Below are 12,335 nucleotides of genomic sequence, written 5' to 3' on the forward strand. Positions count from 1 at the left end.
TTGAAATAAATATCTGATTATGTTGTAAATCCCTTTGTTTTGTACAAAACAAAGGGATTTAACCATGGTTAAAAATACATAAATTACTACTGTAATTATTTCTTCTGGAAAACAACCTATGATAAGCCTCTATTTAAAGAAAAATTTACAAAATCGGTGGTTTATGGGGATATCTAATGAGTCTTAATGTCTCCTCTAAACTTCTTTAATACATGTCTGATTCCTGAAAAGACAAAGTATAAAATCTTTAAAATTATACAACTGCACTAACAACTTTTTAATATTATAAATTTAGATTTTTATTTAATCTACAATATGTGAAATAAACTTTTATTATATCCATAAAAAAATTAAATTAGTAGACGTAAACCAAATTACAAACATATTATGAGGACAAAAAAATTAACAAATACCTTTTTAGGTGTTGCCCTACTTATTTTTCAGTCGTGTGCAGAAACCACTGTAGTAGCGGAGGACACTGTTACTACACAAAAAAGCGCTTCAGCTTTAAAAACCACGTCTTCCTTCAATGTTCCGGTCGCAGGAAATTCTTTTATAACAGTAAAGCCTTCGGGTGCATCCGAAGTTATTACTTCTACAAAATTGGGTAACTGGACTAATTCCAACACTGTGATCAGTACTTATTTCAAGGTGGGCAATACCGGAGCCTTACATATCGGACTAAAAGCTTCTGTCCCTTCCGGTACCAGCACAGTAAAAGTAACAATCGGTAACACATCCAAAAATGTTACTTTAACTGGATCAGCTTATACGGATTATTCTGTTGGAGATTTTACTATTTCCTCTCCGGGTTATGTAAAAGTTGATCTTCAGGGCGTCACCAAAACAGGCGGATACTTTGCAGATGTTACGGATATTACTTTTAGTGGAGCAGCTTCTACCGGAACCAATATTTACAGTAATGATCCTTCCTACTATTATTGGGCACGCAGAGGGCCGTCATGCCATCTGAACTATACAATTCCAACAACCAGTAATGTGAGCTATTACTACAATGAAGTAACTGTTCCGGCCGGAGAAGACAAGATAGGCTCTTATTTTATGGCAAACGGGTTTAGTGCCGGCTATTTTGGAATGCAGGTAAACTCTGCTACAGAAAGAAGAATCCTTTTCTCCGTATGGAGTCCGTTTGACACAGATGATCCGAATAATGTTCCTCCTGATCATAAAATCATTTTAAACAGAGCCGGAACCGGAGTAACAGTTGGAGAATTCGGCAATGAAGGTTCGGGAGGCCAAAGCTATTATAAATACAACTGGACAGCAGGACAAACCTATAAATTCCTGTTAAAAGGAGAGCCGGATGGTAGTGGAAAAACTGATTTTACAGCCTGGTTCTTATCGCCTGATACCACAACATGGAAACTTATTGCCAGCTGGAAGAGACCTCAAACCAGCACTTATCTTAAGAGCTTCTACAGTTTTGTTGAAAATTTTAATCCGGAGAATGGATATCAGGGACGAAAAGCAGAATTCAAAAATCAATGGGCAAGAACTTCGGATGGCAACTGGATCGCTATTTCAGGAGCAAAATTCAGTGTAGACAATACCTACAATGCACAACAAAGAATAGATGCAATGGGAGGAACGAGTGGCAATGCTTTCTTTTTACAAAATGGAGGATTCTTTAATACTGTTGTTGCGCCTGGCTCTCAATTTTCTGTTACTGCGCCTACCCAGGCTCCGAATATCAATTTTTCGACACTTCCTTAAAATTACAACATAAAAATAATCAGCCAGTTAGTTTTAAACAAAACGAAAACTGGCTTTTTTATTTTATTTATTTTCAGTTTTTATTGCATGGTAAGCTAAAAATTACTATTTTTGCACCCACTTTAAACAACGAAGTAACACAAAACTATCATATTGGTTTCTTAGCTCAGTTGGTAGAGCAATGGATTGAAAATCCATGTGTCCCTGGTTCGATTCCTGGAGAAACCACAAAACCACCTTAAAAAAGGTGGTTTTTTTTGCTTTGTATTTCAAGATTACTCTGAAATAATACCATTATCATTTAGGATTTCAAAACCTAAAACAACAAAAGGCACTTTCCTTTTCTTTAATCTTTCATATAGGAAAACAACTCTTAACTTTCCCCGGATGATTTTTACTATAAAAAGTTTACATTTAATCGTTTGACAAAGATCGTCTTTTCCCTCATATCTTCATTAGCCGCAATACAGCATTGATATTTTTTGTCAAGATAAATCTCTTTCAAATAAAAAATTTCATTTTCAATAATAGCCTTGCTGTGGTTAACTTTAAAAGACTAAATTAATATCTGCAGAATCAACTATTAAAAATATCTTTTTTATTAATAAGATAAGTGTGATATAATAAAATTTCAATTCGATATTCTTTTACAACAATTTATTATTCGTTACGAAAGCTAAAGCTTCTGAGATATTACTTACCTGCATTTTTTCAAACAACTTTCTTCGATAAAACTTAATGGTATCCGGTGATACAAAAATTTTCTCTGCAATCTTATTGATTGTATAACCCTGTGCATAATATCGCAAAACATCCATTTCCCTTTCTGTTAACTTAATCTTTTCCTCATTTCTCCACATTTCTCTTTGAGTATCATACCACCAATAATCATTTGTCCCCTGCCTTAAAATAGTTATATTTCCGGAATCCGTATTTGTGGACAAAGAAACCACTCCCATAGCTTTCCATATTTTTCCTTCATCGGTTAAAAAGAGAGGAGTCAGTTTTTGATTAACCAGGATGGCCTTATTATTATTCAACAGATGAATATCATATGAAAGCGTGTAGTATTTTCTTTCTTCTGCAGGAATTCTCTCATAAAATTCAGAACCGAGCCTATTGATCTTCGATAATAAATCAGCATCACTTTTCTGAACATATTTAAAATAAAAGTCATACCCCATTTTTTTAACCTCTTCGGGGGTATTACCACAAAGGAATAATGGATTCTCAGAAACGTATTCAAAATTTCTTTTTTGATAATCAATAATGAACACGCTCATATAAATTGCCCTTGATAATGCATCTGTTACCTCAAGATAATTATTCACTGGTAAAGACTCTTCATTTGAAGCCTCTTTCATTGCAGGTTCAGCAAAAAAGAAGCTATTAACATTTTCACTCATAAATTTAAATTTGGTTATTGTTTTTCATATATACGATTAATTTAAATATCATTTTTACACTAAAGTGTAGTATTTAATTAAATCAATCCGTATAAATTTATGAAAAATAATTCCCACGACAAAGACATCTATGTAAAAATAATTACCTGTTAAACAGGAGGTTATTATGTGAAATTATCTCAATAAAAAAGGAATTAAATAACTTCAGAATATTTTTAATTATAGAGAGAAATAATCATTAAAAGCAAAACAGTCTTTCTTTAAATTTTAAAAGAGGGATGTGAACAATACTTTCTTGCAAGAAGAGACCAACGAAGGAACTAATGTCTATAAACTTTGAGCCACATAAAATCATTTTAAAAATTTATTATCATGAAAAAAGCAAATTTTAACGCAAAAGAGTTTTTGAAAGTAAGAGACCTTTCTCCACTAGAACAAAACAAAGTAAGAGGTGGATTCGGAGCACAAGAAGCTGACAACGTAGTTGTACGTCAAGTACGTCAAGTAGTACAAGTGGTACAGGTAGTTTCTTAAATATTACCAGGCAACAGAGGATATCCATTCTCTGTTGCTTTTTTATTTCAAAAACTTATAATACTATGGAAACAAATTTCAACAAAGAATTTTGGGAGAATTTCATCAATATCAATAAAAATTTCACACAGACATGTGTGGTTAAAGATGTAATCTCAGAAGATTTAATCAAAAAACTGAAGGAAGCAGTTGTCGATGGACTGATCAACAGATTTAAAACTAAAGATCACGATGGTTTCAGACTTTACTTCCCTTCACAAGGAAAAGGAAAGGAGAACAATGATTTTGTTGATGAATTATATAAAAATCCTCCTTTTGAAAATGAAGAAATTATAGAATATTGTAACCGGGTTTTCAAAGAGAAGTTCGGACTAATCGTCAATTTTCTTGAAAAACACTCAGATTACATATCAAAGGAACTTAGACTCATTACTCAACCTTTACTGGAAATTATTGGTATTCCGGCGACAGGAGTAGATGTGACGGTATTTATAGGAAACTACGGATGGACTCCCTTAGGAATACATCAGGATCATAAAGGTGAAAATGTACTACACTTCCACTTAGGTCCCGGTGAAAAAACAATGTACATATGGGATCAGGAAAAATACAAAGACCTTACCGGTACAAAACACAATAATTTTGATATAGATCCCCTGCTTGAACATGCCGAAAGATATGATTTTGGAGCAGGAGACCTGTTCTTTATGCCATGGAATAAATTTCATATCGGCAAAAGTGATGATCTTTCCGTTGGTGTAACATTTTGGTTTAATAACCCGTCGAAAGTTAAATTTTTTGACAGAGTACTCAATACTTTTTATACCAACTATCTGGATATTAATAAAGACGTTATTGAACCTCAACATAATTATTTAGAAAATCATCAGACATTTGAAGAGTTTCTTTCCCTTTTAAAACTAGACGAAGACTTGTTAAAAGGATCTACTGAATCGTTTTTTAAATATCTGTATGATGAATACAAACACAGTTTACTAAGCAATGCAGGATGGCAGGCTCCTCCACAAACAAGAGAATTAGAAGATAAATATGATATAGATAACTACGAATTTTTACTTGAAAAAGAAATTCATGCTTGTGAACCATTTAAAATGATTTATAATGTGGATGAAAATAAAGACACATTCTATCTTTTTGTAAGAGGTTCTAAAATAGAAATGAGATATCATCCTGAATTAAAAAATATAATAGATAATCTAAATACGCATAAAAACTGGAGGGTTTCCGAATTGTTAAAAGATCTGGAAACAGATTGGCCTATTGAAGCCGGACTCTATTTCCTTTCCATGATCTATAACAAAAGAGGAATTGAAATTGTAGGCGAAAAGAGAACAGTGAAACAAACAGAGGATATATTATTAGAAGAAAAGTAATGAAATTTATTCCTCAACATGATAAAATGGACTGTGGTCCATCATGTTTAGCTATGATAACGGCTTATTATGGCAAAGCATATGGACTACAGTACTTACGTGACCATTGCTTTATTTCAAAGGAAGGTGTTTCTATTTTAAGCATGAACAATGCAGCATCTAAACTTGGGTTTAAAACTTTAGTAACACAACTTTCAATTGGGGATTTAAAAAATGAATTCTTACCATGTGTTATACATTGGAACCAAAATCACTTTGTCGTTCTCACCAAAATTTCGAAATATTTTTACAATAAAGAGAAAATTTACACAATTGCCGATCCCGCCCATGGGATCATTAAATTACCTGAAACCGAATTTAAAAAGGCCTGGCTGAAAAACTCTGATAAAGGCATCGTTTTGCTATTGGAGCCTACAGAAACTTTTTTCCAGAATAACAATATTAAAGATAAAAAAGTATCATTACAATATATTTATCAATACCTAAGCCCACATAAAAAACAATTTATCTGGCTTTCTTTTATCCTTCTTCTTGGAACACTAGCTACTCTGGCTTTTCCCATATTAACTCAGAAGCTAATTGATGACGGTGTCAACAAGAAAAACCTTAACATCATTACCTACATTCTTCTCGCTCAACTGGCATTTTTTCTTGGGAATATCATATTAGGAGTTTTCCGCAACTGGATTATGCTAAGCGTTGGAAGTAAATTAAATATTAAAATCATTTCCGAATTTCTTAAAAAACTGATGAGCCTTCCCATCAAATTTTTTGATACCAAATTCATGGGTGATTTCAATCAAAGAATACAGGATCACGAGCGGATAGAACTTTTTCTTACTTCTCAAAGTTTATCAACATTATTCTCAATGATTACCTTTTCGGTATTTTTTGTGGTTCTTTGGACGTATGATTTCAGAATTCTTGCTACCTATTTTGTATTAACCATAATATCAGTTATATGGTCCTTATATTGGTTAAAAAAAATAAAATCGTTAGATTATTTCAGATTTCGTGAAAAAAGTGAAAATCAGGAATCCATTTACGAAATCATTAATGGCATTTCTGAGATGAAACTTAATCAGTTCGAAGAGCACAAACGTAAAGAATGGGAAGAAATCCAACAAAAATTATTTAAAGTAAATATCAGAATTCTAAAACTTGATCAAATCCAGCTTTCCGGATTCGAATTCATCAATCAGCTAAAAAACATTATTGTTACTTTCCTCGCTGCCTCTTTTGTGGTGAAGGGACATATGACACTAGGGGCTTTACTGAGTGTATCATACATTATTGGACAAATGAATTCTCCGGTTAGCCAATTGATTAGTTTTTTTAAATCTTTACAGGACGCTAAACTAAGTTTATCGCGTTTAAATGAAGTTCAAAATCACCCGGAAGAAGAACAGGAAGACTTGCTTCCGTTAATGAATGAAAAATATACCACCCAAAACGGAATTGAAAAAGGAATTTATTTTAAGAATGTTTCTTTTCAATATGAGGGACCTCAATCACCGTTTGTTCTCAAGGATATTGATCTTTTTATTCCCCAAGGAAAAGTTACCGCTATTGTCGGAGCAAGTGGTAGTGGCAAAACAACATTAATGAAATTATTATTGAAGTTCTATGAACCGACCTCTGGTGATATTTATTTTAATCACTCTAATTTAAAAGAAATATCTCCAAAAAATTTAAGAAAAAACTGCGGAGTGGTTATGCAGGATGGATATATTTTTTCTGATACTATTGAAAGAAACATTGCAACAGGAGAAGAAATTCCAGATGACGATGTACTCAATTTCGCCCTTAAAACTGCGAATATTAAATCATTTGTAGATGAACTTCCTTTAGGACTAAACACAAAGATCGGAGCTTCAGGAAATGGAATTTCCGGTGGGCAAAAACAAAGGATACTGATTGCAAGAGCAGTTTATAAACAACCCTATTTTGTCTTCTTTGATGAGGCCACCTCAGCTCTGGACGCGGAAAACGAAAAGGTAATCCATGATCATTTACAGGAATTCTTTAAAGGCAAAACTGTTTTAATTATTGCACACAGGCTTTCAACCGTTAAAAATGCAGATCAGATCATTGTTTTGAAAAAGGGAGAGATCGTAGAACAAGGCAACCACCAATCATTGGTGGAAAAAAAATCTGATTATTTTAATCTGGTTAAAAACCAACTTGAACTGGGAGCATAATTAGCTACAGACAATAGTAAAATGCCGGATTTTAATCCGGCATTAACACTTAAAAAGGCAACTTATAATTATATCCAACTTGTAAAAGATATGGCAGTTGTGGTTTCGTTTTCAAATCCTGAGAAACAATCCCTCCTATTTTCAGATATATTTCCTGGTTGCTGAATGTATATCCTCCTTGTATGGCAGCATAAAAGTTTCCTCCGGTCGCCGGTTCATACCAGCCATCTTTTACTGCCGGATAAATTTCTTTATAGTGATCGGAATGTTTGAAATGAGTAACAATGGCTTTATCAAAGCCAATTTCCAACGCTCCAAACCATCTCTGCCTGTAATACCCAATTGTTCCGGACATATCCACCCCAAAATTCAGAAGCTGAACATTCTCGTTTTCAAACTTCCGGAAAACTCCCTGAACTTTTGTTGAAAAATGGAAATCCCCAACTTTTATCCATCTCACATGAGCTCCTGCTTTTGTTTTAAAGTCATCAAATAAATCTTCACCAGCCGGTGTGGAGACCTCAATATTTACAATTGTGGGAAATAACTTACCATGAAATTTATATCCGTATCCTAGCCCCAAAACAGCACCATATTCGGCACCAATGTTTGCATTAAGAATATGTCTTTCTCCATTTTCAAGCCCAGCCCAGTTAACCGTTTGTGATTTCACAACATTACAGATCAGTATAAAAAAAGTTATTTTTATATATAGTTTATTATTTTTCATTTGTTAAAGATTGTTGATAAAATTGATAATTTTAGGCTTGGTCTGGGAATTCCACGCATTCTGATTGGTAATAATACCATCATGTCCAACACCGGAAACCTTAACCTTTTCCACATGATTATAATCTGAAGTTATTTTCTGTGCCCAGGAATCAGGATAAGCTTTATTTCTTTCACTGTAAAAGAATAACACAGGAGCATTGTAATTCTGCAACCCCTTAGAAAAATCGGAATTGTATTCCTCTCCTACATCAAATAATGCATCCATAATTACAGCCCCACTTCTCCAGCTCATGCCGGGATCAAAGTCTCCTTCACCAGTAATATCGTTTTTCGATGTCAGCATAGACATTTTATAATCCAGTATTTCGTGCTGATCCTCCTTCCCGGATATAAACTGATCAATATAGGTTGCATCATTCAAGATCTCACTCCAGAGTTTAAATGATCTGGACTCTTTTACATAGTCAGTAATATCATCCCATTTCAATCCGCCCGGTTCACATAAAACAATCCCCTGAACAGCGTTTGGATACTTTCCCACATATCCTGAAGCCAGTATGGCTCCCCAGGAATGCCCTAATAAGATTACTTTTTGATTAGAGCTTTTACGGTAATAAGCTATTACTGAGGATAATTCGTCATACATAAGATCAATAGCTCCTGCTCCTAATGATTTATATGAATTCTTAGGAAAACGCTGGGAAAGACCAGAACCTCTCTGATCATAGAAAACGACTCTGTATCCTTTATTAGCGAGATCTTTACAATTTAATAAATATCTGTAATCACCTCCGGGTCCTCCATGGATAGCAATAATTAGGGTCCCATTTTCAGGGCCGAATGCTTCTGAATGGAGCAGAGAGCCATTTACGCGTATTGATGGTAGTGAAGAATCCTGATCAACTGTCTTAGGAACTAAGTTTCCGGGTTCATCAATTGTTCTTCCATCAGTACAGGAGAACAGTAATGCAAAAATTGTAAAAGAGGTCAGTAACCCTCTTTTTTTTCTCAATGTTGTCATAGTTTGGGTTTAAAATATTGATGCAAAGATTCATCAAACCCAAAAGCTATACGCCCCAACAGGAAAGCTGACCCAAGAAAAACAACCAATATAAAAATCTGATTACCAATATTATATGAAACATGAAACTATTCCCTGGAAGATGAAACTATAAAAGATAAGAATTACAGCTTTTTTTGGTATTCAGTGGGGGTAATACCCATATATTTTTTAAAATTCCGGTTGAAGGATGTTTTGGAATTAAAACCACATTCAAAGGCAATAGCCAGAAAAGTATAATGCCTGCTTTCCGGTTCCGAAATTTTGTGCAAAAACTCTTCTATCCTCTTTTCATTAATTAATTCGTAGAAGTTTTTATTTTCCTTAGAATTAATTACCTGGGAAAGATAGTTCGGATGGACTTTAAGCAACTGAGACAATTCATTTAAGGTGAGATTGGGATTTAGGAACGGTTTTTCTTCGTTTAAAACCTCAAGTAATCTGTAATGGATATCATCAATATTTTCCTGTGTTAATCCTGATTTTTGATACTTTTTATCTTCACCGCCTACTATTATTGGAGATGTAACTACTTCTGTCAGGCTTTCTTCAGCAGTAAAAAATGAATTAGAATAATTGAAAACCTGTACCTGCTTGATCCCGAAATATCCCAACCACATGATAAAAACAGCAACTGCACCATAAATAATATTTGCATTGTCATTCCAAAGAACCAATCCCCAGATCAGCCCAATCCAGATAATAAGATACAACAACCACTTAAAGTTTATTTTTTCTGTATTTGAAAACTGCTGGACCATATTTTTGCGGAATCTATATAAAATAAATAAAGAAATGATCACATAAATGATTCCTGAAATGTATATACCATATAGCCTGAAAAGCAATTCAATCTCGAATTCCCTTCCCTCATGTTTAAAAATACTAACCCTTTCATCAAAGGGTGCCATATAAAATGAAAGAAAAGATAAATTACATATCACAAAAGGTAAAAAATGTAACAGCTGTACTGCTGAAAAAGGTTTAGGAGAAGTTTGTTTTCTTACATAGAGGTATAAAAACGGTCCATAAAGTAACGGTAGTGTAAAACCTAAAAGTATTAAAGAAGGATATTCTTTATACTGATAAGTAAGAAAGAGATAATGTGTTAATAAATTGACACCAATTGTAAATAACCATCCACATAAAATAAAATCAGCAGAGCTTTTATTCCGTTTTGTAAGCAAAAGAAATGTCAAAAAGAAAGCAATAAAAACCCCGGAAAGATAAAGCATAAAAAGCTTCAGTTTTTTAGTTAATGGTGCAATAAATTATAATCATCTAATTCACAAAAATAAAGAATAACTTCTATTGAATGATATTAAATAAGACAGGATATAGAAAACAAGTTTTACAATCGATTAATTAAGTTCTTAAAATTAGTTAATGTCCTCTATCTGGCCTTCTCATTTTCAATCTATCTCTTGAAAATTAACTATCTTCGCCTACAAATTTTAATCAAATGAAGAAGATTATCTCCGGATTATTTGTTTTTTTCACTGTAATTCTTTTTGCCCAGGAATCCATCCAGTTTCAGGATATCCCTTTTAAAGACCTAATTGCCAAAGCTAAGAAAGAAAACAAAATAGTTTTCATTGATGCTTACGCTTCATGGTGTGGCCCTTGTAAACTGATGGAGAAAAATGTATTTACAAAGAAATCGGTGGGAGATTACTATAACGCCAATTTTGTAAATGCAAGATTTGATATGGAGAAAGGAGAAGGCAGAGAAATTGCCGCCAAATACGGAGTTCGTTCCTATCCGACTTACTTGTTTCTGAACGGTGATGGGGAGCTCATCTCTCAAAATCTCGGTTATATGGAAGAAAGTGTTTTCCTAACGATGGCACAGGACATCAATTCACCCAATAACAAAAAAGGGTCATTAAAAGATCGTTTTGCATCGGGTGAAAAAGACCCTGAATTTTTGATCAACGTAATGAAATTAAATTCTACTTCAGATTTTGATTTTGCAAAAAAAGCCTCTGAAAGATACTTTGAAAATAAAAAGAAAACTGAAGAACTGTCTAAAGATGACATTGGATTTCTTTTATTCTTTTTAAAATCCGTTGAGGATCCTAATTATAAAATTTTCGCTTCCAGAAAATCAGAAATTATCAAATATCTTCCTGAGGAAACCTATAAAGAATTTGATCATCAGCTTATTTTATCCAAGGTAGTAGCCGAATCGATTGACGACAAAAATAAGAGGGTAAATGATGACTATTTTCTGAAAACAGCAGAACCCTTGGTTGGGAAATATGAGGCTGAAATTAAGCTGAATCAGACTAAACTTAGTTATTATGAACAAAATAATAATTTTCCTGAATATGAAAAAGCAGCTTTAGCATATTACAAAAATTCTGATTCCTTTGAGCCTAATCAATTACTTAAAGCCGCGTGGATATTCTCCGAGCATGTAAAAACAACATCCTCATTAAAGAAAGCGGTTGAATGGGCAGAGAAATCTGTTATGAGAGGAGAGACTTCTGAAAACACCTTTATTCTGGCAAAGCTCTATTTCTTAACAGGAAATAAAGATATGGCAAAAACGTATGCTGAAATGTCGAAAAATATGGCTGTTCAATCCAATAAAGACGCAACTTTGGCCGAAGGATTGCTTAAACAAATCAAATAAACTTCAGAATGAAATATAAATTGTTTGTAAGTTTTATGAGTCTGTTTTCACTAGGAAATTTGAATGCCCAGGAACAGGCTACAGAAAAGGGGAAAAGTTTATACGTAAAAGGCAATGCCCTTTTTCTTCCAATAGGAGTTCTAAACGGAGGATTAGAATATCAGCTTAGTAAAAAGTATACTTTACAGGGTGATGTATTTGTTTCTCCATGGAAATCTTTCGCCGGACATGAATTTCAGTATTATTCTGTTTCCTTAGAGGGTAGATATTATTTTGATGAAGCTTTCAAACACTGGTATGTGGGTGCCAACCTTGCAGCATCTTCTTTTGTATTGCAAAAATGGAATTACTGGGGTTCTGGCACATACACCAATGACAGAGGCGAAAAATACAAAAAGTCCAATCTGTATCAAAAAGGAGTTTCACTGATCATTGGAGTTACTGCGGGTTACCAGTTTCAGCTTTCAGAAAACTGGAATCTGGATGTTTATGCAACTGTTGGAACCTCTCAGGATTTTTATAAGGGCTATGACCGCACCACAGGAAAACGCTATGATGTAGCTACCGGATTTAATAAAAGTGGTGAAATATTACCATATAGAGGCGGCATAATGATTTCTTACAAAATAAAATAAC

Annotated in this window: 10 protein-coding genes and 1 tRNA gene; 7 read left to right on the forward strand and 4 right to left on the reverse strand. The window is 33.7% G+C overall.

All coding sequences use genetic code 11. The annotated features are described in order from the left end of the window. The first annotated feature begins 387 nt into the window (after positions 1-387). Together PFY10_07740 and PFY10_07745 are read left to right on the forward strand one after the other, a co-directional pair. The gene (locus tag PFY10_07740; GenBank protein ID WBV58337.1) at positions 388-1,734 is read left to right on the forward strand and encodes a DUF3472 domain-containing protein; all 1,347 of its coding nucleotides are present in this window, start codon (positions 388-390) and stop codon (positions 1,732-1,734) included. Between the two features lie 155 nt (positions 1,735-1,889). Continuing rightward, positions 1,890-1,962, forward strand: a tRNA-Phe gene (locus PFY10_07745). Positions 1,963-2,381: 419 nt separating this feature from the next. Here PFY10_07745 and PFY10_07750 read toward each other — a convergent pair. Beyond that, on the reverse strand, positions 2,382-3,140 hold the full coding sequence (locus PFY10_07750; GenBank protein ID WBV58338.1) for a LuxR C-terminal-related transcriptional regulator: 759 nt from the start codon (positions 3,138-3,140) through the stop codon (positions 2,382-2,384). A 372-nt stretch (positions 3,141-3,512) separates the two neighbouring features. Here PFY10_07750 and PFY10_07755 point away from each other — a divergent pair, with 372 nt between their 5' ends. From PFY10_07755 to PFY10_07765, 3 genes are all read left to right on the forward strand, one after another. Next, entirely contained in the window at positions 3,513-3,674 is a 162-nt protein-coding gene (locus PFY10_07755) for a hypothetical protein (GenBank protein WBV58339.1), read from the forward strand. Positions 3,675-3,739: 65 nt separating this feature from the next. Further along, entirely contained in the window at positions 3,740-5,068 is a 1,329-nt protein-coding gene (locus tag PFY10_07760; GenBank protein WBV58340.1) for a hypothetical protein, read from the forward strand. Beyond that, positions 5,068-7,269 carry a peptidase domain-containing ABC transporter gene (locus tag PFY10_07765; GenBank protein WBV58341.1) on the forward strand — a complete coding sequence of 734 codons (2,202 nt, stop codon included), beginning with the start codon at positions 5,068-5,070 and terminating at the stop codon, positions 7,267-7,269. Before PFY10_07760 ends, PFY10_07765 begins: the two co-directional genes overlap by 1 nt. A 49-nt stretch (positions 7,270-7,318) precedes the next feature. Here PFY10_07765 and PFY10_07770 read toward each other — a convergent pair whose 3' ends face one another. The 3 genes from PFY10_07770 to PFY10_07780 all read right to left on the reverse strand — a co-directional run bounded on the left by PFY10_07770 (position 7,319) and on the right by PFY10_07780 (position 10,296). Further along, on the reverse strand, positions 7,319-7,999 hold the full coding sequence (locus tag PFY10_07770; protein ID WBV58342.1) for a hypothetical protein: 681 nt from the start codon (positions 7,997-7,999) through the stop codon (positions 7,319-7,321). A gap of 3 nt (positions 8,000-8,002) precedes the next feature. After that, positions 8,003-9,022, reverse strand: coding sequence for an alpha/beta hydrolase (locus PFY10_07775; GenBank protein ID WBV58343.1), 1,020 nt, complete (start codon positions 9,020-9,022; stop codon positions 8,003-8,005). A 164-nt stretch (positions 9,023-9,186) separates the two neighbouring features. Continuing rightward, on the reverse strand, positions 9,187-10,296 hold the full coding sequence (locus tag PFY10_07780) for a helix-turn-helix domain-containing protein (GenBank protein WBV58344.1): 1,110 nt from the start codon (positions 10,294-10,296) through the stop codon (positions 9,187-9,189). A 227-nt stretch (positions 10,297-10,523) separates the two neighbouring features. Here PFY10_07780 and PFY10_07785 point away from each other — a divergent pair, with 227 nt between their 5' ends. Together PFY10_07785 and PFY10_07790 are read left to right on the forward strand one after the other, a co-directional pair. Then, a complete protein-coding gene (locus PFY10_07785) occupies positions 10,524-11,699 on the forward strand; it encodes a thioredoxin family protein (protein ID WBV58345.1) in 1,176 nt (391 codons plus the stop codon). An 8-nt stretch (positions 11,700-11,707) separates the two neighbouring features. Continuing rightward, entirely contained in the window at positions 11,708-12,334 is a 627-nt protein-coding gene (locus PFY10_07790) for a DUF3575 domain-containing protein (GenBank protein ID WBV58346.1), read from the forward strand. The last annotated feature ends 1 nt before the right edge of the window (position 12,335 follow it).

This window comes from Chryseobacterium daecheongense (assembly GCA_027920525.1).
In the GTDB taxonomy this organism is placed as follows: Bacteria; Bacteroidota; Bacteroidia; order Flavobacteriales; family Weeksellaceae; genus Chryseobacterium; species Chryseobacterium proteolyticum.

Coding starts and splice junctions, on each gene's coding strand:
- PFY10_07775 (WBV58343.1), bottom strand. CDS start 9,022: ATGACAACATTGAGAAAAAAAAGAGGGTTACTGACCTCTTTTACAATT.
- PFY10_07780 (WBV58344.1), bottom strand. CDS start 10,296: ATGCTTTATCTTTCCGGGGTTTTTATTGCTTTCTTTTTGACATTTCTT.
- PFY10_07755 (WBV58339.1), top strand. CDS start 3,513: ATGAAAAAAGCAAATTTTAACGCAAAAGAGTTTTTGAAAGTAAGAGAC.
- PFY10_07785 (WBV58345.1), top strand. CDS start 10,524: ATGAAGAAGATTATCTCCGGATTATTTGTTTTTTTCACTGTAATTCTT.
- PFY10_07740 (WBV58337.1), top strand. CDS start 388: ATGAGGACAAAAAAATTAACAAATACCTTTTTAGGTGTTGCCCTACTT.
- PFY10_07760 (WBV58340.1), top strand. CDS start 3,740: ATGGAAACAAATTTCAACAAAGAATTTTGGGAGAATTTCATCAATATC.
- PFY10_07770 (WBV58342.1), bottom strand. CDS start 7,999: ATGAAAAATAATAAACTATATATAAAAATAACTTTTTTTATACTGATC.
- PFY10_07765 (WBV58341.1), top strand. CDS start 5,068: ATGAAATTTATTCCTCAACATGATAAAATGGACTGTGGTCCATCATGT.
- PFY10_07790 (WBV58346.1), top strand. CDS start 11,708: ATGAAATATAAATTGTTTGTAAGTTTTATGAGTCTGTTTTCACTAGGA.
- PFY10_07750 (WBV58338.1), bottom strand. CDS start 3,140: ATGAGTGAAAATGTTAATAGCTTCTTTTTTGCTGAACCTGCAATGAAA.